Origin of the sequence: Streptomyces hokutonensis, assembly GCF_000376565.1 — a bacterium.
Taxonomy (GTDB): Bacteria; Actinomycetota; Actinomycetes; order Streptomycetales; family Streptomycetaceae; genus Streptomyces; species Streptomyces hokutonensis.
In genome coordinates this window covers 1-21616 of sequence record NZ_BARG01000116.1, presented here as the reverse complement: position 1 = coordinate 21616, position 21616 = coordinate 1, and the positions used below count along the sequence as shown (strand labels likewise).

General features: G+C 70.1%; 20 protein-coding genes. 13 read left to right on the top strand and 7 right to left on the bottom strand.

The window, feature by feature from the left end; all coding sequences use genetic code 11:
- Positions 1 to 4: 4 nt before the first annotated feature.
- The 3 genes from SSP08S_RS62785 to SSP08S_RS51565 are packed head-to-tail and all read left to right on the top strand — an operon-like array spanning position 5 to position 1034.
- The gene (locus tag SSP08S_RS62785; RefSeq protein ID WP_019075494.1) at positions 5 to 373 is read left to right on the top strand and encodes an ATP-binding protein; all 369 of its coding nucleotides are present in this window, start codon (positions 5 to 7) and stop codon (positions 371 to 373) included.
- A 44-nt stretch (positions 374 to 417) separates the two neighbouring features.
- On the top strand, positions 418 to 660 hold the full coding sequence (locus SSP08S_RS51570) for a type II toxin-antitoxin system Phd/YefM family antitoxin (RefSeq protein ID WP_019075493.1): 243 nt from the start codon (positions 418 to 420) through the stop codon (positions 658 to 660).
- Positions 660 to 1034, top strand: coding sequence for a type II toxin-antitoxin system VapC family toxin (locus SSP08S_RS51565; RefSeq protein WP_019075492.1), 375 nt, complete (start codon positions 660 to 662; stop codon positions 1032 to 1034). Before SSP08S_RS51570 ends, SSP08S_RS51565 begins: the two co-directional genes overlap by 1 nt.
- Before the next feature lie 93 nt (positions 1035 to 1127).
- Here SSP08S_RS51565 and SSP08S_RS51560 read toward each other — a convergent pair whose 3' ends face one another.
- Both SSP08S_RS51560 and afsR read right to left on the bottom strand, forming a co-directional pair.
- Positions 1128 to 1367, bottom strand: coding sequence for a hypothetical protein (locus SSP08S_RS51560; protein WP_019075491.1), 240 nt, complete (start codon positions 1365 to 1367; stop codon positions 1128 to 1130).
- A gap of 220 nt (positions 1368 to 1587) precedes the next feature.
- Positions 1588 to 4545: an SARP-family global regulator AfsR gene (afsR, locus tag SSP08S_RS51555; protein ID WP_019075490.1), complete on the bottom strand. Its 2958-nt coding sequence runs from the start codon at positions 4543 to 4545 to the stop codon at positions 1588 to 1590.
- Between the two features lie 209 nt (positions 4546 to 4754).
- On the opposite strand from afsR, the gene SSP08S_RS51550 reads away from it, so the two are divergent.
- The 3 genes from SSP08S_RS51550 (at position 4755) to SSP08S_RS51540 (ending at position 7675) form a co-directional block, all read left to right on the top strand.
- The gene (locus SSP08S_RS51550; RefSeq protein ID WP_019075489.1) at positions 4755 to 5999 is read left to right on the top strand and encodes an amidohydrolase family protein; all 1245 of its coding nucleotides are present in this window, start codon (positions 4755 to 4757) and stop codon (positions 5997 to 5999) included.
- Positions 5996 to 6919 (top strand): TIGR03619 family F420-dependent LLM class oxidoreductase, encoded by a 924-nt coding sequence (locus SSP08S_RS51545; RefSeq protein ID WP_026179551.1) that lies wholly within the window; start codon positions 5996 to 5998, stop codon positions 6917 to 6919. Before SSP08S_RS51550 ends, SSP08S_RS51545 begins: the two co-directional genes overlap by 4 nt.
- A 105-nt stretch (positions 6920 to 7024) precedes the next feature.
- A complete protein-coding gene (locus tag SSP08S_RS51540) occupies positions 7025 to 7675 on the top strand; it encodes a response regulator transcription factor (RefSeq protein WP_026179550.1) in 651 nt (216 codons plus the stop codon).
- Positions 7676 to 7696: 21 nt separating this feature from the next.
- Here the strand turns inward: SSP08S_RS51540 and SSP08S_RS51535 are convergent, their stop codons facing one another.
- Together SSP08S_RS51535 and SSP08S_RS51530 are read right to left on the bottom strand one after the other, a co-directional pair.
- Positions 7697 to 8491 carry a hypothetical protein gene (locus SSP08S_RS51535; RefSeq protein ID WP_019075487.1) on the bottom strand — a complete coding sequence of 265 codons (795 nt, stop codon included), beginning with the start codon at positions 8489 to 8491 and terminating at the stop codon, positions 7697 to 7699.
- A gap of 61 nt (positions 8492 to 8552) precedes the next feature.
- Positions 8553 to 9287 (bottom strand): hypothetical protein, encoded by a 735-nt coding sequence (locus SSP08S_RS51530; protein WP_026179549.1) that lies wholly within the window; start codon positions 9285 to 9287, stop codon positions 8553 to 8555.
- Positions 9288 to 9466: 179 nt separating this feature from the next.
- Between SSP08S_RS51530 and SSP08S_RS51525 the strand changes: the two genes are divergently transcribed.
- The 4 genes from SSP08S_RS51525 to SSP08S_RS51510 all read left to right on the top strand — a co-directional run bounded on the left by SSP08S_RS51525 (position 9467) and on the right by SSP08S_RS51510 (position 14779).
- The gene (locus tag SSP08S_RS51525) at positions 9467 to 10237 is read left to right on the top strand and encodes an SDR family NAD(P)-dependent oxidoreductase (protein ID WP_019075485.1); all 771 of its coding nucleotides are present in this window, start codon (positions 9467 to 9469) and stop codon (positions 10235 to 10237) included.
- Positions 10238 to 10355: 118 nt separating this feature from the next.
- Positions 10356 to 11474 (top strand): LLM class flavin-dependent oxidoreductase, encoded by a 1119-nt coding sequence (locus SSP08S_RS51520; protein WP_078532873.1) that lies wholly within the window; start codon positions 10356 to 10358, stop codon positions 11472 to 11474.
- A gap of 123 nt (positions 11475 to 11597) precedes the next feature.
- On the top strand, positions 11598 to 13319 hold the full coding sequence (locus tag SSP08S_RS51515) for an N-acyl-D-amino-acid deacylase family protein (RefSeq protein WP_019075483.1): 1722 nt from the start codon (positions 11598 to 11600) through the stop codon (positions 13317 to 13319).
- Positions 13316 to 14779, top strand: a complete 1464-nt coding sequence (locus SSP08S_RS51510) for an aldehyde dehydrogenase family protein (RefSeq protein ID WP_043260435.1) — start codon at positions 13316 to 13318, stop codon at positions 14777 to 14779. The genes SSP08S_RS51515 and SSP08S_RS51510 overlap by 4 nt, the downstream gene beginning before the upstream one ends.
- Positions 14780 to 14791: 12 nt before the next feature.
- Here the strand turns inward: SSP08S_RS51510 and SSP08S_RS51505 are convergent, their stop codons facing one another.
- Entirely contained in the window at positions 14792 to 15187 is a 396-nt protein-coding gene (locus SSP08S_RS51505) for a nitroreductase/quinone reductase family protein (RefSeq protein WP_019075481.1), read from the bottom strand.
- Between the two features lie 51 nt (positions 15188 to 15238).
- On the opposite strand from SSP08S_RS51505, the gene SSP08S_RS51500 reads away from it, so the two are divergent.
- Positions 15239 to 16060, top strand: a complete 822-nt coding sequence (locus tag SSP08S_RS51500) for an endonuclease/exonuclease/phosphatase family protein (protein ID WP_043260436.1) — start codon at positions 15239 to 15241, stop codon at positions 16058 to 16060.
- A 1-nt stretch (position 16061) separates the two neighbouring features.
- Here SSP08S_RS51500 and SSP08S_RS51495 read toward each other — a convergent pair whose 3' ends face one another.
- A complete protein-coding gene (locus SSP08S_RS51495; protein ID WP_019075479.1) occupies positions 16062 to 17594 on the bottom strand; it encodes a CehA/McbA family metallohydrolase in 1533 nt (510 codons plus the stop codon).
- 240 nt (positions 17595 to 17834) lie between these two features.
- On the opposite strand from SSP08S_RS51495, the gene SSP08S_RS51490 reads away from it, so the two are divergent.
- Positions 17835 to 20420 carry a bifunctional FO biosynthesis protein CofGH gene (locus SSP08S_RS51490; protein ID WP_019075478.1) on the top strand — a complete coding sequence of 862 codons (2586 nt, stop codon included), beginning with the start codon at positions 17835 to 17837 and terminating at the stop codon, positions 20418 to 20420.
- A gap of 93 nt (positions 20421 to 20513) precedes the next feature.
- A complete protein-coding gene (locus tag SSP08S_RS51485; RefSeq protein ID WP_019075477.1) occupies positions 20514 to 21065 on the top strand; it encodes a hypothetical protein in 552 nt (183 codons plus the stop codon).
- Here the strand turns inward: SSP08S_RS51485 and SSP08S_RS51480 are convergent.
- On the bottom strand, positions 21058 to 21558 hold the full coding sequence (locus tag SSP08S_RS51480; protein WP_019075476.1) for a DUF2165 domain-containing protein: 501 nt from the start codon (positions 21556 to 21558) through the stop codon (positions 21058 to 21060). The two genes, SSP08S_RS51485 and SSP08S_RS51480, sit on opposite strands and share 8 nt — an antisense overlap.
- Positions 21559 to 21616 lie beyond the last annotated feature (58 nt).

Here is a 21616-nt window from a genome sequence, read left to right as displayed (position 1 = left end):
CCACTTGGAGGTGGAACTGCTCGCCGTACCGAAGGCCGTGCCGGAGCTGCGGGCCGCCGTACGCGCGCGGTTCGGTGAGGCGTGCAGTGAAGTGCAGCTCTGTGTCAGTGAGTTGGTGAGCAACGTCATCCGGCATGTGGGGGAGGGGACGCCCATTCGCCTACGGGTGTCCGGCGCGGCCGACGGTCGTATCCGCGTCGAGGTCACCGACCCCGACCCCCGCGCCCTGCCCGTACTCCTGCACGCCACCGATGACGACGAGTCGGGGCGGGGGCTGGCCCTGCTGGACGCGGTGGCGTTGCGGTGGGGCGTGGAGCAGGGGGTGGGCGGCAAGACGGTGTGGTGCGAGGTGGGAGGTGTGGGCTACGCTTAGTCCAGTAGTTAGTCCACTTAATCTCCGACTCCTTTGAGGCCGTCGTGGAAGCAGCCCGGCAGTACAACGTGCATGAGGCCAAGACGCACTTCTCGCGCATTCTTGAGCAGGTCGCGACGGGCGAAGAAGTCGTCATCAGCAAGGCGGGGGAGCCGGTGGCCAAAGTTGTGCCGCTCCGGCCCAAGGTCAGGCGGACCGGGCGGGGGTCGCTCCGGGGACGGATCCACATCCCTGACGACTTCGACGAACTGCCCGACGACATCGCCGACGCCTTCGGGATGACCTGATGAGGCTGCTGCTCGACACGCACGTGGTGCTGTGGTGGCTCGACGACTCTCCGGAGTTGTCCGGAGACGTCAAGGACCTGCTCGACACGGAGCCCGGCGTCTATGTGAGCGCGGTGACTCCGTGGGAGATCGCCATCAAACAGTCACTGGGGAAGCTGGAGGGCCCGGAGGACCTGGCCGAGCGAGTGCGCGACAGTCAGTTCACGGGGCTGGCCATCACCGCCGGGCACGGCGTGCGGGCGGGGAGGCTGCCTGCGCACCACCGCGATCCCTTCGACCGGATACTGATCGCGCAGGCGCAGATCGAAGGTATGACCCTTCTGACGCGCGACAAGTGGATCTCTGCGTACGACGTGCAGATCATGCCCGTCTGATCCGGTCCCGGTGGAGCGGCCCCCGGACACACATCGGCCGCGACGGCTCCCCCTCGGTGCCGCCGCGGCCGATCCCCCGTGTGGCTGAGCCGGTCAGACCGGCTCGTCGGTGGCGTGCACGTTGTCGGTCGTCGCGTCGCCGTCCTCGGCGAGTACCGCGGTGAGCGGCTCGTCCGTGGCGTGGACGTTCTTCGCGGTGACGGGCCCGATCGTGGCGTGGACGTTGTCCGGGGTCACGGTGACGGGCCCGATCGTGGCGTGGACGTTGTCCGGGGTCACGGTGGTCGGCTCGTCCGTGGCGTGGACGTTGTCGGTGCTGTTGTCGTCGCTCATGTCACTGGCTCCCCTGTTACGTGCGGTGATTGGGCGGGATCCGCCCGGCAACTCCCCCGAGGATCGCCGGACGGATCCGTAGGGGCCGGTTCACCATAGATGGCCGGCCACCAGCCGTTCCGTCTGCCCCCCGACGCGACGGCCCGGCACATCCGAGAGTGTCGAACCGCGATAAACGAACGATGAACGACCCTGCCGACGCGGGGCGGCTCCGTCGGCGTCAGGCCGCCGCTGTCGGTGTCAGCAGGTCCCTCACCTGGTCCGCTTCGGGCGCTCCCAGCGTCTCGAAGATGCCGAGGGCCTCACGCCAGCACACCTGGGCACGGCCGAGTTGCCCGATGCCGTCGAGGCCGCGGCCGAGCACGGTGAGGACGTTGCCCCGCCGCCACTCGCCGCCGATACCGCGCAGGAGCGTCAGGGCCGCCTCGGCGTTGACAGCGGCCTGCGCCGGACGGCGTGCCGCCAGGTCGAGTTCGGCGAGCCGGAAGAGGGTCATGCCTTCCCAGAGGCGCTGGCGACTGTCCCGGAATACCTGGAGGGCCTGGTTGAGGCACTCGGTCGCCTCGGCCAGCTGGCCGCTTTGGGTGAGCGCGAGTCCCAGGGCGTACCGGCCGTTGGCGCCCCGCAGGTCGTGCCCCATGTCGTCGTACATCGCCGTGCCCTGCTGGGCCAGCGCCACCGCGCTCGCCGTCCGCGAGGTCGCCAGGTGGATGCGCGAGAGATTGCACAGGGCGCTGGCCTCGCCGGGGCGGTCCCCGAGGGCGCGGAAGTTCTCGATGGCCCGGGTGAAGTGGGCGGCGCCCTCTTCGTGCCGGTTCTGGTACAGCGCGACGACACCGCTGATGTTGGAGGACCAGCAGCCGGTGAGCGGATCGTCGACCGCCGTGGCCAACTCCGTTGCCTGCTCGGCTTCCTGGAGCGCCACGTCGAACCTGCTGCCGGAGATGTGGTGCACGAAGGCGAGCAGCGTCAGCGCGCGTGCCTCCGTACGTGAATCCCCCGCCTCCCGCGCCGTGTTGCGCAGCAGCACGGCAACCGCCTCGTACTCCTTGGAGTTGGTGCCGGACTCCGCCAGGTCGACCGCTGCCCACAGGACGTCGACGGCGCGTCGCAGTGTGCCCGGACGGCCGGCCTGGCGTACGCAGGCGAGCAGGCAGATCGCCTCCGCGTACAGCCAGTCCTGCGCCGCGTGCCGGTCCGTGAACACCAGCCCCGGGTACCCGCTGGGCTCCAGGTGGTCCACCAGCCGGTCCCCGGGCCGTTCGATCAGGTAGACGCCCGAGACGGTGGCCAGATAGAAGTCCAGCAACCGAGAAATCGCCGCATCCCGCTCGCTCGGCGGCCGCTCGTCCCGTTCGGCGCACGCACGCGCGTAGAGCCGCACCAGGTCGTGGTACCGGTACCGCCCTGGAGCCGCCGACTCCACCAGGGACGTGTCGACGAGGGACTCCAGCAGGTCCTCGGTCTCCTCGACGGGCAGGTCCAGTACGGCCGCTGCGGCGGCGAGGGAGATGTCCGGGCCGTCGGCCAGACCGAGGAGGCGGAAGGCGCGGGCCTGGGCCGGCTCCAACTGGCCGTAGCCCAGCTCGAAGGTGGCCTTCACGGCGAGGTCGCCGGCCTGGAGCTCGTCCAAGCGGCGGCGCTCGTCGGCGAGTTTGGCCGCGAGGACCGAGACCGTCCAGGTGCGGCGGGCCGCCAGCCGGGACGCCGCGATGCGGATCGCGAGCGGCAGGAAGCCGCAGGCCGCGACAACGTCCAGGGCCGACTCCCGTTCGGCCGCGACGCGTTCGGTGCCCACGATCTTCGTGAAGAGCTGCAACGCCTCTTCGGGGGACATCACGTCGAGGTCGATGAGGTGGGCCCCCGCCAGGTCCACCATCCGCACCCGCGAAGTCACCAGCGCCGCGCAGCCCTCCGTCCCGGGCAGCAGCGGCCTCACCTGTGCCGCGTCCCGCGCGTTGTCCAGCAGGACAAGGACTCGGCGGCCGTCCAGCACCGACCGGTACAGCGCCGAGCGTTCCTCCAGCGAGTCGGGTATCGCGGAGTCGGCCGTGCCCAACGCCCGCAGGAACGCGCCCAGTACGGTCTCGGGTTCCGCCGAGCGGGAGCGCGCGCCCTGGAGGTCGACGTACAACTGGCCGTCGGGGAAGGCGGATCGGGCCTGGTGGGCGACGTGCACGGCGAGGGTCGTCTTGCCGACGCCGCCGATGCCGGCCAGTGCGGAGACCGCCATGACGCGGCCCTCGGCCGAGGCGAGGACCTCGCTCAGTTCGGACACGAAGGCGGCGCGTCCGGTGAAGTCCGGTACGGTCGCCGGGAGTTGGTGGGGGCGGACCGGTGCGGGCGCGGTCTCCGGCGCCGGGGCGGACGGTTCCGCGAGGCCGGGGTCGGCCTGGAGGATGCGCTGCTGGAGTTCGCGCAGGCCCGGGCGCGGGTCCACGCCCAGTTCGTCGGCGAGCAGGCGCCGGGTGTCGGCGTACACCGCGAGCGCCTCGGCCTGGCGGCCGGAGCGGTACAGCGCGAGCATCAGCAGCTCACGGAGGCGTTCGCGCAGCGGATGCGCGGCCGTGAGGGCCGTCAACTCGCTGACGGCCTCCGCGTGGCAGCCCTGCTCCAGGTCCATGTCGAGGCGGGATTCGAGGAGTTGGAGCCGCCACTCCTCCAAGCGGACGCGCTGCGCCTCCGCGTAGGGGCCGGGCACGCCGGCCAGCGCCTCCCCGTCCCACAGCGCGAGCGCGCGGCCCAGCACGTCCCGTGCGTGGCACAGGTCGCCCGCCGACTTCGCCTTCTCCGCCTCCGTCGCCAGTTCCTGTGCCGTCGCCACGTCCAACGCGCCCTCGGGCAGGCCCCGTACGGCGTACCCGCCCGACTCGCTGACCAGCACCCCGGCGTCCAGCACCTTGCGCAGCCGGGACGCATACGTCCGCACCGCGGCCAGCGCCTGCGAGGGCGGTTCCTCGCCCCACAGGGCGTCGATCAGCTCGGCGGCGGTCGCCGTGCGGCCCTCGCGCAGCAACAGCGCGGCCAGCAGGGCGCGTTGCTGGGGCGAGCCGGTGTTGAGGGAATCGGGGCCCCGCCAGGCACGTACCGGACCGAGCACGCTGAAGCGCAGGCCCGTCGACTCCTCCGAGTCGGAGTCGGGGCGCCGCTGCTCCGGTACTCGCGGTCCACCGTCCATCGCCGTTCCCCCTAGGCATGCCTGATAACTACGACAGTTTGCCTTGTTGGAGGCGGTCGCGTCAGCACTCGGAGACACCGCTCACAGGTCGGCACGCGGGATATCACAAGCCCCTCACACGGCTCACGCACAGTTCCGCACAGAACCGAGCGCCCCGAACCCGGATCCAGCTAGCTGACGGGTCGTCAGATCGGCGCTACCGTGGCGCCATGGACACCCAGAACTCCGACCAGGCGACCCTCCCTCTGATCATCTCCGTCGACGACCACACCGTGGAGCCCGCCGACGTCTGGCAGCACCGGCTGCCCAAGAAGTACCTGGACACCGGCCCACGCGTGGTGCGCGCGCCGCTGAAGGAAATGACGTTCCTCGGCGGCCGGTTCAAGCCCGTGATGGGCGAACCGGGCGACGACGGGCCGATCGGCGACTGGTGGGTGTACGAGGATCTGCACCGCCCGCTCACCCGCCTCGACACCGCCGTCGGCTACAGCAGGGACGAGATCAAGCTCGAAGTCATCACTTACGAGCAGATGCGGCCGGGTTCGTACGACGTTCCGTCCCGGCTCGCCGACATGGACGTCAACCACGTCCAGTCCGCGCTGTGTTTCCCCACCTTTCCGCGCTTCTGCGGCCAGACGTTCACCGAGGCCGCCGACCGCGAACTCGGGCTGCTCTGCGTGCGCGCCTACAACGACTGGATGGTGGAGGAGTGGTGCGGCCCGCAGGCCCGGGGCCGCCTGATACCCCTCCCCCTGATCCCGCTCTGGGACGCGGAGCTGGCCGCCGCCGAGGTCCGCCGCAACGCGGCCCGCGGCGTCCGCGCCGTCGCCTTCTCCGAGATACCCCCGCACCTCGGCCTGCCCTCCATCCACACCGACGACTGGGACCCGTTCCTGGCGGCCTGCGCCGAGACGCGGACGGTCATCGCCATGCACATCGGCTCCAGCAGCCGTATGCCGTCGACCTCCGCCGACGCCCCGCCGGCCGTCGGCTCCACCATCACCTTCGCCAACTGCTGCTATTCCATGGTGGATTGGCTGATGAGCGGCAAGTTCGAACGCTTCCCCGACCTCAAAGTCATGTACGCCGAGGGCCAGATCGGCTGGATCCCCTACATCCTCGAGCGCGCCGACGTGGTCTGGGAGGAGAACCGCGCCTGGGGCGGCGTCGCCGACAAGGTCCACCGCCCGCCGTCCGAACTCTTCACCGAGCACGTCTACGGCTGCTTCTTCGACGACGCCTTCGGCCTGAAGAACCTCGACTCCATAGGCGTCGGGAACGTGTTGTACGAGACCGACTACCCCCACTCCGACTCCACTTGGCCCAAGTCCCGCGAGGTCGGCGAGGCACAGATGGGGCACCTGGCGCCGGACGTGGTCGAGCGGATCGTCCGCGGCAACGCGATCGAGTTGCTGGGGCTGACGCCGGAAGGCCTGTGGGGCGGGCCCGCATGAGCGGCCTCGCCTACGGCATCCAGCTGCCCGTCCAGTCCCAGAGCACCATCTACGCCGAACCCTGGGAGGCCGACGCGGGCCCCGCCGACCTCGTCGAGATCGCCCGCGCCGCCGACCGGTCCGGCTTCGCCTACATCGCGGGCTGCGACCACGTCGGCGTACCGCGCCGCCTCGCCGCCGCGATGAGCACCATCTGGTACGACCCCGTCGCCACCCTCTCCTTCCTGGCGGGCGTGACCGAGCGGGTCCAACTGCTCAGCCACGTCGCGGTCGTCGGGCTGCGCCACCCGCTGATCACCGCCAAGCAGTACGCCACCCTCGACCACCTCAGCGGGGGCCGGCTGCTCCTCGGGGTCGGCGCCGGGCACGTACGGGAGGAGTTCGAGGCGCTCGGCGTCGACTTCGACCGGCGCGGGCCCGTCCTCGACGAGTCGATCGACGCCCTGCGCGCCGCTCTCGGCCCGGACGAATTCCCGGAGCACCACGGCAAGTTGTACGACTTCGAGGGGCTGGGGCAGCGGCCCAGGCCCCAGCAGGAACACGTGCCGATCTGGGTCGGCGGCTCCTCGGCCGCCGCCGTACGCCGGGCCGCCCTCAGGGCCGACGGCTGGCTGCCGCAGGGCGACCCGCGCGAGAAGCTGCCCGCACAGATCGAGCGGATACGGCGACTTCGCGAAGAGGCCGCCGTGGAAGGGCCGTTCACGTTCGGGGCCATCACCGAGCCGCTGTACGTCGGCGACCCGGGGTGGGAGGTCGGGCGGCGCACACTCACCGGAGCCCCCGAAGCGCTCGCCGAATCGCTGCGCGCCTACGGGGAGATGGGCGTGGACCAGATCCAGGTGCGGTTCCGCAACCGGGGCCGGGCCGAACTCACCGACCAGATGGCCGAGTTCGGTGCCGAGGTGGGGCCCCTGCTCTGATCACAAACTGTTTCAACATGATCACGGGCCGTTTGAACATGGTCACGCCGAGCCGCGTATGTATGGACGTACGGACGTCATGGCTCCGGCGGAAGGACCCCTCACGTGCGATCCTCCCAGCGATTCGTGGTCGCCCTGGCCTCCGCCGGCTGCACCTGGCCGCACGAGGACTGGCCGCCCCCGGACGATCCGTACGTGAGCGGGGTGCTGCGTGTCTCCCCGCCCTACGACGGGCTGGCCGAGACCACCGCGGACGTCGTCGTGCTGCACTGCGAGGATCCGGCCGTGTCCTTCCCCGGGCTGCTGGAGGTCCTCCGCACCCGGAGTGTCCCCGTGCTCGTGGTCAGTCCGCGCCGGGACACCGAAGCGGTGGTCGAGGTGTTCCGGGCCGGGGCGGGCTATCTGGTCGAGGGCGACCACTGCCCCGCGATGATGTCCTCGGCGGTGGTCGCGGCCACCGTCGGGCACACCTATCTCTCTCCGTCCGCCTGCGACGCCCTGCGGGAGGGGGCCGGTCGGATGGCCGCCACCGACGACGCGATGCAGCGGCTGCGCGCGCTGCTCTCGCCGCGCGAGCAGCAGATCATGGAGCTGCTGTCGACCGGTCTGGGCGCCCGGCAGATCGGGCAGCGATTACGGCTGAGCGAGAAGACCGTCCGCAACAACCTCAGCAACATCTACGCCAAGCTGGACGCCAGGAGCGGCACGGACGCGGTCCTGCGCTGGCTGGGAACCACGCCCGTGCTTCGCACCTGAGAACCGTCCGGGACCGCCGGATCAGGGTGCCGGGACCTCCGTCAGCGGTATTTCCACATCGGTGACATCGGCGCCGCCCTCGCCGAATCCGGGTTGTGCGTCCTGGAGGGCCTTCGTCGAATTCGGTGCGCTGTCGGCCGCGGCGGTGCCGCATTTCACGTTTCGCAGCCAAAGGCGCCCGTCGGGCGTTCCGTTGTTCAGGATCTGCGGATAGAAGACGTGCACGGTCGCGGCGCCCTCGCTCGGCGCGAAGAACACCGTCTGGCCGTCCTGCGCCTCCTTGTACGTGGCCTTCAGGAATCCGCTGACATCGGTGCGCTTGGCCGACCACATGAAGAAGGCGGTGCTGTCCGCCTGCACGGTGTCCGTGCGGCTGAACGCCAGCGTGGTCGTCTTGTCGTCACGCGTGATGTTGATGGTCGACGTGCTGTATTCCAGGCCGACTTCGAAGAGCGAGCTCCCGAGTTTCGTGCCGGCATCGGTCACGGTGCCCTCCTCCACCTGGAGGGTGCGCGTCACGGACGTACTGATGTTGAAGGTCTTCGACGCGGTGCTCGTGGAACCGCAGTTGTCGCTCACCGGGGAGACACGTTCGTTCGGCCCGAGGCTGTTCGCCTTGAACTGGACGTCGACGAACCGGCAGTCGGCCAGCTTGTCGGAGTCCGCGGAGCAGTCGGCGCTCACTTCGGACGGGGTGGCGGCGTTCGCCTGGTTCATCAGCGGGACGATCACCGCGAGCGCCGCCACGGGGGCCAGCATCAGGGTGACGCGCTTCTTCTTGCTCCGGTGGCTTCTGCTGCGGCCGGTCCGGGACATGGGTATCTCCTGGGGGTTTCAAGGGAGTTGAGCTGTGGGTTCGTGAGGGTCGGCCGGTGGCTCAGCAGTCCTCCAGGACCGCCTTGGAGGTGCCGTCCACGACACCGGGGGCGCCCGCTGCGCCCGGCAGGACGACCGGTCCCTCGACGACGTCCGGTGCCACGAAGTTCTGTTCGGGGGAGGGGTTCACGGCGAAACTGCCGGGATCGGCGTCGATGCGCACCCGCCATTCGCCGGTCATGCGCTGCAGCTTCGGCGTGAACTCCATGTGGAGCACCTTGCCGACCGGTACGTCCCGCGCCTCCGTGTCACCGGCCGTCGCCGACTTCACGGTCATGTCGAGGGTGCCCTTGTGTTTGCTCCAGGACCCGCTGAGGAATCCGAACAGGCCGCCCGCGGCGCCCTGTTGGGTGGAGACGTACTTGCCCTGTCCCTGGGCCGCCGTCGACGACCAGGTGATGGAGACCTTGGCCGGATCGGTGGCGTTCGGCTCGCAGTTCGGGAAGTCGATCGACGCCTTTTCGGTGGGACCGTCGAACGTCTCGAAATTCGTCTCGACGTAATCGCAGTTGTCGGCCTGGAAACCGTCGGCGAAGGCGCCGCCGAAATCCTCCACCGACCGTTTCTCGCCATTCACCACGGCGGACCTTTCACACATGGTCATGATCTGGTCCGGCGTCTTCGCGTCGGCCGCGTTCGCCGACGGCAGCAGGGTGACGATCGCTCCACCGGTGGCGAGTGCGGCACCGATCGCCACGTACCTGACTTTCCTGTTGCGCAATCTCCGCTTTGCCATACCCGGCATTCTTGGAGTCAAGCAGAGGTATGGCCAGGGTCAAATGTCCCTACTCCAGGGTCACTTCAAGTGTGCTTGTGCAAGGCCTCTCTCGCGTGCAAGGTGCCTCTCCCTGCATCTGACGCTTCGTCAGATACGGCGCTACGATGCCCGCAACCACCGATCCCGAGGAGGCCCGCATGGGCAAGCTGGACGGGCGTGTCGTCATCGTCACCGGAGCGGCGCGCGGGCAGGGGGAGCAGGAGGCGCGGCTGTTCGCGGCGGAGGGTGCGAGCGTCGTCGTGGCGGATGTGCTGGATGAGCAAGGGGAGGCGCTGGCCAAGGAATTGGGCGCGTCCTATGTCCATCTCGATGTCGGCGAGGAGACGGACTGGAGTGCCGCCGTGGGCGCCGCGAAGGAGGCGTACGGGCGGATCGACGGGCTGGTCAACAACGCGGGGATCCTGCGGTTCAACTCCCTTGTGGACACACCGCTCGATGAGTTCATGCAGGTCGTGCGGGTCAATCAGGTCGGGTGCTTTCTCGGGATCAAGACCGTGGCGGCGGCGATGGAGGACGGCGGCACGATCGTCAACACGGCCTCGTACACGGCGGTTACGGGGATGGCGGCCGTGGGGGCGTACGCGGCGACCAAGCACGCGATCCTCGGGCTCACGCGGGTGGCGGCCCTGGAGCTGGCCGACCGGCGGATACGGGTCAACGCGATGTGTCCCGGCGCCATCGACACCGCGATGTCCAATCCGGCCCAACTCGACCCGGACGCCGACGTGGAGGGGATGTCCCGGGCCCTGGACGAGCTGTACCGCAAGCTCGTGCCGCTCGGGCGGATCGGGAAGCCGGCGGAGGTCGCCCGCCTCGCGCTGTTCCTGACGTCGGACGACTCGTCGTACATCACCGGGCAGTCGTTCGTGATCGACGGGGGGTGGCTGGCGGGGGTCAGTGTCATCTGACGTCCCCCCCGTCCACCCGACTGCATCTGACGGGGCGTCATCTATTGACGAATCTGACGCTACGTCAGAAAGTCGTAGCACTCATAGGGACCACCTGGACTTGGGACGGTGAACCTCCTTGGAATTCGGGCTCTTTGTACAGGGATACGTGGGCAAGCGGGCCGAGACGGACCCGCTGGCCGAGCACAAGGCGCTGATGGAGGAGACCGAGTACGTCATCCAGGCGGACAAGTCCGGTTTCAAGTACGCCTGGGCGTCCGAGCACCACTTCCTGGAGGAGTACTCGCACCTCTCGGCGAACGACGTCTACCTCGGCTACCTCGCCCACGCGACGGAGCGCATCCACCTGGGGTCGGGGATCTTCAACCCCCTCGCCCAGGTCAACCACCCGGTGAAGGTCGCCGAGAAGGTCGCCATGCTCGACCATCTCTCCGGCAACCGCTTCGAGTTCGGCAGCGGGCGAGGTGCGGGCTCGCACGAGATCCTCGGGTTCATACCGGGCGTCACCGACATGAACTACACCAAGGAGATCTGGGAAGAGACCATCGCCGAGTTCCCCAAGATGTGGCTCCAGGACGAGTACGTCGGCTTCCAGGGCAAGCACTGGCAGCTGCCGCCGCGGAAGGTCCTGCCGAAGCCGTACGGGAAGGCGCACCCCGCGATGTGGTACGCCGCCGGGTCGCCGCCCTCGTACGCCATGGCCGCGCGCAAGGGGCTCGGTGTGCTCGGGTTCAGCATCCAGAAGGTCTCCGACATGGAGTGGGTGCTGGAGCAGTACAAGACGGCGATCGTGAACGCCGAGCCGGTGGGCGCGTTCGTCAACGACAACGTGATGGTGACCACGACCGCGATCTGTGCGCCCACGCACGACGAGGCGATCCGGATCGCGACGAGTGGGGGGCTGCACTATCTGCCCTCGCTGGTCTTCCGGTACCACGACACGTTTCCTCGGCCTGAGGGGTTCCCGGTGTGGCCGGAGACTCTGCCCGAGTACACGCCGGAGTTCGTCGAACTCCTCGTGGAGGAAGAGCTGTTGATCTGTGGGGATCCGGACGAGGTGCTCACGCAGTGCAAGCGGTGGGAGCAGGCCGGGGCGGATCAGTTGAGCTTCGGGTTGCCGGTGGGGGTGCCGAAGGAGGAGACGTTGCAGACGATTCGGTTGATCGGGGAGCACGTGATTCCGAAGATCGACACGGATCCTGTTCACCGGACCACGCGGTTCCGTCAAGCCGCCTGATCTTTCGTTGCGGGGTGCGGGTGCGTGGGGGCTGGTCGCGCTCACGCGGCGGTAGCCGCAAATCGACACAGCCCCGCGCCCCTAGGTGAGTGCCCCTGGCCGGAGTTTGAGGAGCTGAGCCTCGTGCTTGATCACGTCATCAAAGGTGCCACCGTTGTCGACGGGACCGGCTCGCCCGCATTCGTCGCCGACGTCGGTATCCGCGACGGTCGGATCGCCGTCATCGGTGCTGTCACCGAGGAATCCCGCACCACCGAAGATGCCGCCGGTCTCGTCCTCGCGCCCGGGTTCGTCGACCCCCACACCCATTACGACGCCCAGCTGTTCTGGGACCCGTACGCCACGCCCTCCCTCAATCACGGGGTGACGACCGTCGCCGCCGGGAACTGTGGGTTCACCCTCGCGCCCCTGAAGCCGCAGGACGCCGACTACACGCGGCGGATGATGTCCAAGGTCGAGGGGATGTCGCTGGTCGCGCTGGAGGAGGGGGCGCCCTGGAGTTGGCGTGGGTTCGGGGAGTATCTGGACGCGCTGGAGGGGCGGATCGCGGTCAACGCCGGGTTCATGGTGGGGCATTGTGCGCTGCGGCGGTATGTGATGGGGGCGGATGCCGTCGGTGGGCAGCCCACTGAGGAGCAACTCGCCGAGATCGTGGGGCTGTTGCACGAGGCCATGGACGCCGGTGCCTGGGGGTTCTCCACCACGCAGTCCTCCACCCACTCGGACGGCGACGGGCAGCCGGTCGCCTCCCGGCATGCCCGGCCGGAGGAACTGCTGGCTCTCTCACGGGCCGTCGGGGAGCACGAGGGGACGCAGATCGAGGCGATCGTCGCCGGGTGTCTGGATCAGTTCAGTGACGCGGAGATCGATCTGTTCGTCGAAATGAGCGCGGTGGCCGGGCGGCCCCTGAACTGGAACGTGCTCACCGTGGACGCCGCCGTACCTGAGCGCGTGCCCCGGCAGCTGTTCGCCAGTGAGCGGGCGCGGAAGGCCGGCGGGCGGGTCGTCGCGCTGACCATGCCGATCCTCACGCCCATGAACATGTCCCTCGGTACCTTCTGCGCGCTGAACCTGATTCCCGGGTGGGGGCCGATCCTGGGCCTCCCCGTGCCCGAGCGGATCGCCAAGCTGCGCGAGCCCGGCGTACGGGCCGAGATGCTGCGGAGCGCCAACAGCAAGGAGGCCGGGGTCTTCCGGCGGCTTGCGAACTTCGGGCGGTATGTGATCGGGGACACGTACAGCGAGGCCAATGAGGGGCTGACCGGGCGGGTGGTCAAGGACATCGCCGAGGAACGGGGGCAGGAGCCCTTCGAGTGTCTGGTCGAGATCTGTGCGGCCGACCAACTCCGTACGGTCCTGTGGCCCATGCCTTCCGACAACGACCCGGCCTCCTGGGCGCTGCGTGCCGAGACCTGGCAGCACGAGGACGTGCTGCTCGGCGGGTCCGACGCGGGGGCGCATCTGGACCGGATGTGCGGGGCGCCGTACACGACCCGGTTCATCGGGGACTGTCTGCGCGGGCGGAAGCTGGTCGGGCTGGAACAGGCCGTGAAGATGCTGACCGACGACCCGGCGCGGCTGTTCGGGCTGCGGGAGCGCGGGCAGGTGCGGGAGGGCTGGCATGCGGACCTGGTGCTCTTCGACCCGGAACGGATCGACGCCGGCAAGGCCACCCTGCTGCACGACCTGCCGGGTGACAGTCCGCGGCTGGACTCCAAGGCGATCGGGGTGACGGCCGTGTGGGTCAACGGAGTCGAGGCGATCCGGGGAGATGTGGTGAGCGGGTCCGTGCCGGGGCGGGTGCTGCGGTCGGGGCGGGACACCAGGACGGTGAGCACCCGGTGAGTACTCAAGTCGCCGATGGGCAGCGGTTGTTCGTCGGCGGGGAGTGGGTCGAGCCGGACGGTGGGCACTACGCCGTCGTCGATCCCGCGACCGAGGAGACCGTGGGGTGGGCGCCGGAGGCCTCGCGGGAGCAGGTGTTCGCCGCCGCGGCGGCTGCCCGGGAGGCCTTCGGGCCGTGGTCGCGTACGCCGCCCGAGGAACGCGCGGCGATCCTCGGGCGGGCGGCGGACCTCGTCCGTGGCGCGCTGGTGCCGTACGCCGAACTCGCCCAGGCGGAGACCGGCGCGACGACCGGGACCGCGCGGGGCATGCAGGTGGGCGTGGCCGCCGCCCGGTTCCGGCGGTACGCGACCGTGGAGCCGGCCGAGTGGGCGATCGCGCCGCAGGTCAACGAGGCCGGGCCGTTCGGGCGGGCGGCCGTCATGGGGGCGCTCGCCGTACGGCAGCCGGTCGGGGTCGTCACCTGCATCACGTCGTACAACAACCCCTGGGCCAATCCCGCCGGGAAGATCGCGCCCGCCCTCGCCATGGGCAACACGGTCGTCGTGAAACCGGCCCCGCAGGATCCGCTGTCCGTCTACCGGATGGCCGAGGCCCTGGAGGCGGCCGGGGTGCCGCGCGGGGTCGTGAACGTGGTCAACGGGCGTGCGGTGGAGGTCGGGGAGGCGGCCGTGGAGTCGCCGGACGTCGACATGGTCAGCTTCACCGGGTCCACGGCGGTCGGGCAGCGGATCGCCGAGGTCTGCGGGCGGGGGATGAAGCGGCAGTTGATGGAGTTGGGCGGGAAAGGGGCGGCTGTCGTCTTCGACGACGCCGACCTCGCGTCCGCCGTCTCCGGTATCGGTACGACCTTCTCCTTCTACAGCGGGCAGATCTGCACGGCGCCGACGCGGGTGCTGGCCCAACGGGGCGTGTACGACAGGATTGTCGAGCAACTGGCCGCCTACGCGGGCCGGTTGAAGGTCGGGGACCCGCGCTCGCCGGACACGGTGGTCGGGCCGGTGATCTCGGCTGCGCACCGGGAGCGCGTCGAGTCGTACGTCGAACTCGGCCGCAAGGAAGGCGCGGTGGTCGTCACGGGCGGCGAACGGCCCTCGGACGGGCCGGGGTTCCTGGTGGCCCCGACCGTGCTGGCCGACTGCACCGCCGAGATGCGCGTCGTCCGCGAGGAGATCTTCGGCCCGGTCGTCGTGGTCGTCCCCTTCGACGACGAGGAGGAAGGGATCGCCCTCGCCAACGACAGCGACTACGGCCTCATCGACTACGTCTGGTCCGGCGACGTCGCCCGCGCCTTCCGCGTGGCACGCCTGCTGCGGGCCGGTGGCGTGGGCGTCAACACGGTCGGCCGCAACATGGAGGCCCCGTTCGGCGGCTTCAAGAAGAGCGGGGTCGGCCGGGACGTCGGGTCGTACGCGCTGCACGCGTACAGCGAGGTGCAGGCGATCGTCTGGCAGGGGTGAGGGGTCGGACTCTCAGTCCCGCAGATCCACCCGCACCGTCAGCAGGCTCGACCCCATCGCCTTCACCGCCGCGCTGTTGAAGCGGGGCAGGGTGCGCAGGCGGGCGCGGGGGTCGTCGTCGGGGAGGAGGTGGGCCGTGCCGGTGTGCCAGCGGCCCATGATCCTCACCCGGACCTCCGGGTTCGCCTTGATGTTGCGGACGTAGTGGGAGAGTTCGCCGAACTCCGACACCAGCCAGAAGGTGTCGCCGACACGGCGTCCGCCGAGCGGGGTGCGGCGCGGCTGCCCGGAGACGCGGCCGGTGGTCTCCAGGACGGTCTGGGTGGGGAGACGGCGGGTGACCGAGTTCAGGACGCGCTGGATTCGGCTGACGGTGCGGTACTTGGACTCGGGGGTGGTCGGGGGCATCGGTTCTCGGATCTCCTGGTGATCGGCCGGGACGTGTCCTTCAATGGTGCCGTGCGCGTGGTGACATGGAATCTGTGGTGGCGGTACGGGCCCTGGGAGGCCCGGCAGAAGGCGATTCTCGCCGTGTTGCGTGAACTGCGGCCCGATGTCGTCGGGTTGCAGGAGGTGTGGGACGCCGAGGGGACGAATCTCGCCGCGTGGCTCGCCGATGAGCTCGGTATGCACTGGACCTGGGGAGCCTCTCACGACCCCGGGTTCTGGCAGCGCCGGCTCGGCGACCCCACCGTCGGCATCGGCAACGCGATCCTCAGCCGCTGGCCGATCGCCGAGCGGGCCGTACTGCCGCTGCCGCCGGGCGACGGGGACGGCGGCCGGCTCGCGCTGTACGCGGCGCTCGACGCGCCGGGCCACCGCGTGCCCTTCTTCACCGCCCACCTCTCCTCCGCCACCGACGCCTCGGCCGTACGGTGCCGACAGGTCACCGCACTCGCCGAGTTCGTCGCCGCACACACCGGCGACGGCCCCTTCCCGCCCGTCGTCACCGGCGACTTCAACGCCTGGCCGGACTCCGACGAGATCCGCCTCTTCGGCGGCTACAGGACGGCACCGCCCGTACCCGGCCAAGTCCTCGTCGACGCCTGGGACTTCGCCGAGCCGGGCGCTCCCTCCGCCACCTGGGACCTCGCGAACCCTTACGTGGCGGGCACGTTCGGACCCGGCGTCCGCATCGACTACGTCTTCGTGGTGCCGACGGGGAAGGGCGGGCCCGGGCATGTACGGGGCGTACGGCGGGCGGGGGACGGGCCGGTCGACGGGGTGTGGCCGACGGATCACGCGGCCGTCGTCGTCGACCTGACCGACGGAACGGGCTGATTCACCGATCGGCGTCGCCGCCCAGGAAGATCGGATTCGTGAACGCCGCCAGCGCCCCCGGCAGCGGCCCCGCCGCCGTCTCGTGCCTCAACTCGGCCCGTACGTAAGCCGCGTAGGCCGGAGTCGTCCGCCATTCCAGGGTGCCCGTGCCCGTGACCGGCAGGGGATCGCCGGTGAGGAGTACGCCCTGGTCGGTCACGAGGCGGGCGGTGCAGCGTGGGGCGCCGGTGACCTCCAGCCGTACCGTCACCGGGGTTTCGGCGGGCACCGTCAACCGCTCGCCGATTCCGGCGTGTTCGCCCTTCGTCCCTGTCGCGGTGAAGGAGAGCGAGACGTTCTTCGACTCGGCGACATAGGAACGCCCCGCGCGGATGCCGTCCTGGATCGCCTCCCGCGTCAAGTCGTCGGCCAGGACGACGGTTTGGGGCAGGCCGACCGCGTCGGGGTCGCGGTGGGCGTCGCTGTTGCCCATCGCCGGGAGCCACTCGCGGTTCTCCCGGACGGAGGCGACGAGCGTCGCGTCCCAGGAGGCCAGGGCGACCTCGTCGTCGGGCGTGTAGGGGCCGTTCCACACCTCGACCGCGTCCGCCTCGCCGAAGCCGAACTTCCAGGCGCAGCCGATGCACGTGGCGTGCGGGTGGGCCGGGACCACGAGCCCTCCGGCGCGGCGGATCTCGCGGGCGAACCGGCCGAAGCGGTTGTCGCGGGCCCGGTAGCGCCAGTCGACGAACGTGCCGGGCTCGGTGCCGAGGGCGACCACGTGACCGTTGCGGGTCGTGACCTCCTCGCCGAGCATGATCAGCAGGTCGTCGCCCGCCTCCGAGGCCCAATGGGGGTGCGAGGAGTGCGTGTTGTGCTCCGACGTGTTGATGAAGTCCAGGCCCGCCGCCCGCGCCAGCGCCGCGATCTCGGCGGGCGTGCGGCGCCCGTCCGAGTACCAGGAGTGCAGATGGCAGTCGCCCCGGTACCAGGCCCGGCCCCGCCCCTTCGCCCGCTCCGGCGGGTACACCGGCCGCGGGGCGGCGCCCGGTTCGCCGTAGGTGAGCGTGATCGTGAGCTCGTACGACAGCCCCTGCGGGGACACCGTGTAGGGGCCCAGCGCGATGTGCCAGGTGCCCGCGTGCACCGGGCCGGGGATGTAGCCGGGCGTCGCGTCGTCGGCGCGGACGAAGAACTCCGTGCGCGCCCCGCCCGACCAGCCCCGGAAGCCCCGGCCGCCGAGACCGGTGCCGTGCTGGTCGAAGACGCCGATGTCGAGGGCGTTGCCCTGGGTGCCGGCCGGGACGGACGGTCTGTCGTAGGTGTACGCCACCTTCAGCTCGCGGACCCCCGCCGGGACCTCGACGGGGACGTACACGAAGTCGGGCGAACCGGTCGGGAGGGTGCCCCGTACCGTTCGGCTCTCCTGGTCGCCGTCTGCCGCGGCCCCGGCGCCGCTCGCGAAGCTCACGCTTCCCAACGTAAGCGCGGCGGTGGCGCCCGTCACGAACAGCGCGCGCCGGTTGAGACCGTTTCCGTGATCGTCGTCGCACATGCTGCTGCTCCCGGGGTGTCGTCAGTGACGGGGATGGTGCAGAGGTGACCTGTACGACTCTGATAGTCGGCTGTGAACTCCCGGGCAAGGAAAGGGAATCGGCGGGTGTCGGGAAACCGGAGCCGGAACGGGGGACGGCGGAGTGCTCCCACTGCCAGTGACACCGTGTAACGACCTGCCCGGCCGGAACGAATCGGGCGCCCCTCTTTGGCCTGATCAGACCGATCGTATGCTCGAAGGATGACGACACCCGCGAGCTCCGGAACCGGCCCGACCGAGAACTCCATGCGTCGCGCCCTCAAACGCGCCCGTGACGGCGTCGCCCTCGACGTCACGGAAGCGGCCGTGCTGCTCCAGGCCCGCGGCGAGGCCCTCGACGACCTCACCGCGTCCGCCGCCCGGGTGCGCGACGCGGGCCTCGAGACCGCCGGCCGCCCCGGCGTGATCACGTACTCGAAGAGCGTCTTCATCCCCCTCACCCGCCTGTGCCGCGACAAGTGCCACTACTGCACCTTCGTCACCGTCCCCGGCAAGCTCCGCCGCGCCGGCCACGGCATGTTCATGTCCCCGGACGAGGTCCTCGACATCGCCCGCAAGGGCGCGGCCCTCGGCTGCAAGGAAGCCCTCATCACCCTCGGCGACAAGCCCGAGGACCGCTGGCCGGAGGCGCGCGAATGGCTCGACGCGCACGGCTACGACGACACGATCGCCTACGTCCGCGCCATCTCCATCCGCATCCTGGAGGAGACGGGCCTGCTGCCCCACCTCAACCCGGGCGTCATGAGCTGGACCGACTTCCAGCGGCTGAAGCCGGTGGCGCCCTCCATGGGCATGATGCTGGAGACGACCGCGACCCGCCTGTGGTCCGAGCCCGGCGCCCCGCACTACGGCTCCCCGGACAAGGAACCCGCCGTACGCCTGCGGGTGTTGGAGGACGCGGGCCGCTCCTCCGTCCCCTTCACGTCCGGCATCCTGATCGGCATCGGCGAGACGTACGAGGAGCGCGCGGAGTCCCTGTTCGCGCTGCGGAAGATCTCCCGGTCCTACCACGGCATCCAGGAACTCATCATCCAGAACTTCCGCGCCAAACCGGACACGGCGATGCGCGGCATGCCGGACGCGGAGCTGGACGAGCTGGTGGCGACCGTCGCGGTGGCGCGCCACATCATGGGCCCGTCGGCCTGCCTCCAGGCTCCCCCGAACCTCGTGGACTCCGAGTACAAGCGCCTGATCGGCGCGGGCATCGACGACTGGGGCGGGGTGTCCCCGCTCACCATCGACCACGTGAACCCCGAACGCCCCTGGCCCCAGATCGAGTTGCTGCGCGAGCAGTCGGCCGAGGCGGGCTTCGAACTCCGCGAACGCCTCTGCGTCTACCCCGAGTTCGTGGGCCGCGGCGAACCCTGGCTGGACCCACGCCTGTTGCCGCACGTACGGGCCTTGGCGGACCCGGAGACGGGCCTGGCCCGTGAGGACGCGGTCGTGGAGGGCCACGCCTGGCAGGAGCCCGAGGAGGCGTTCGTGTCCTCCGGCCGTACGGATCTGCACGCGTCCATCGACACGGAGGGCCGTACGACCGACCGCCGTGACGACTTCGACGAGGTCTACGGCGACTGGGCCGCCCTGCGCGAGGCGGCGGCACCCGGCATGGTGCCCGAGCGCATCGACACGGACGTACGGCAGGCACTGGCGACGGCGGCCGACGACCCCACGAAGCTCACCGACGCGGAGGCCCTCGCCCTGCTGCACGCGGACGGCCCGGCGCTGGACGCGCTGACCCGGATCGCGGACGACGTGCGGAAGTCGGTGGTCGGCGACGAGGTGACGTACATCGTCACGCGGAACATCAACTTCACGAACGTCTGCTACACGGGCTGCCGCTTCTGCGCCTTCGCACAGCGCCGCACGGACGCGGACGCGTACACCCTGTCGCTGGACCAGGTGGCGGACCGCGCCCAACAGGCCTGGGAAGTAGGGGCCGTTGAGGTCTGCATGCAGGGCGGTATCCACCCCGACCTGCCCGGCACGGCGTACTTCGACATCGCGAAGGCGGTGAAGGAGCGGGTTCCCGGGATGCACGTCCACGCGTTCTCCCCCATGGAGGTGGTGAACGGCGCGACGCGCACCGGCCTTTCGATCCGCGAGTGGCTGACGGCGGCGAAGGAGGCGGGCCTCGACACCATCCCCGGTACGGCGGCGGAGATCCTCGACGACGAGGTCCGCTGGGTCCTCACGAAGGGCAAGCTGCCGACGGCGACCTGGATCGAAGTCGTCACCACGGCACACGAGTTGGGCATCCGTTCGTCGTCGACGATGATGTACGGCCATGTGGACCAGCCCCGGCACTGGCTCGGCCACCTGCGGACCCTCGCCGGAATCCAGCAACGCACGGGCGGCTTCACGGAGTTCGTGACGCTCCCGTTCATCCACACCAACGCGCCGGTGTACCTGGCGGGCATCGCGCGCCCGGGCCCGACGATGCGGGACAACAGAGCGGTGGTGGCGATGGCTCGTCTCCTCCTCCACCCCTGGATCCCCAACATCCAGACGAGCTGGGTGAAGCTGGGCTCGGAGGGTGCGGCGGAGATGCTGCGCTCCGGCGCGAACGACCTCGGCGGCACGCTGATGGAGGAGACGATCTCGCGCATGGCGGGTTCGTCGTACGGCTCCTACAAGTCGGTGCGTGACCTGGTCGCCGTGGCGGAACTCGCGGGCCGGCCGGCGCGGCCGCGCACCACGCTGTACGGGGAGGTGCCCAAGGAACGGCAGCGGGCCGCGTCCGCCTCGGACGGGCACCTGCCGGAACTGCTGCCGGTGCTGGACTGAGGGTCCGGGCGGTCGGACAGGGGCCGGTACGATGATCCGACCCCTGTTCGATCGGGATGTGGGGGCTGTGAGTAGCTGAGGAGATGCGTGCCCGTGCCTGCCTCGAAGGTCTGGGTGACCGGTCTGACGGTGGGAGCGATCGCCGCGGTCACGGTCCTGGCCGTGCAGGCCGACAAGGGGCCGCACCCGAAGGCGTCCGCCGCCCGCCCCAGCGCCTCGGCGACCGCGCACGCGTCCAAGTCCCCCAAGCCGCACGTCACGGCCGCCGCGGTGCCCGCCTCCTCCGGCACCGGGCGGCGCATCGTCTACTCCGTCGGTCAGAAACGGGTCTGGCTCGTCGACGCGAGCGACAAGGCCGGCCGTACGTTCGCGGTCTGGCCCGGCACGGTGAGCCCCGACCCCGGCACCTACACGGTCTCGGTCCGCAAGGACGCCACGACCGGCTCCGACGGCGTCCAGATCGAGAACATCGTCTACTTCGCCACCAAGTCCGGCCTCAACATCGCCTTCTCCAACGCCGTCGACGGCTCGTCCCCGCCACCGGCCGCGGGCAAGGAAACGGGCGGCGTACGCATGGGCAAGGCGGACGGCGCGGCACTGTGGGCGTTCGGCACGACCAGCACCAAGGTGATCGTGGTCAAGTAGCGGACCGGTCCGCCGTCAACTGCACGACGACCAGCACGACCCCGCTCAGCAGGAACACCCGCGTGGCCGCCTCCAGCCCGTTCCAGTCCTTCGACTGCCACATCGCGAACCACTCACCGCCGACCGCGATGAACCCCGCCCCGAACAACACCATCACCATCACCAGCCCGTACGTCGAGAACAGCCGCGCCCGCTCGCCGTCCCGCCGCACCCACAGCCACGTCCCGTAGCCGAGCACCAGCGCGGCAACGGTCTCCCACACAATGATCACGACGTACGCCGCGTCCTGCAGCCCCTCGCTCGTCACCGCCCGCCACATCACATCGTCGTCCTTGAACGTCGTGTCCATGGCCAACACATGCCGCACGAACTGCTGATTGGTCCCGAAGTCCGTGATGTTCCCGAACGCTACGAGGGCGATGTAGAGGGCGACTGTGGCGGTGAGGAGGGTGGCCGCGAGGTGGGATGCGGTGCGCGAGGTGGGGGTGGTCATGAGCGTTTCCTTCCCTGCGCGCGCCGGATGCTCACTCGAGGTTTCTGGCCAGTCACCG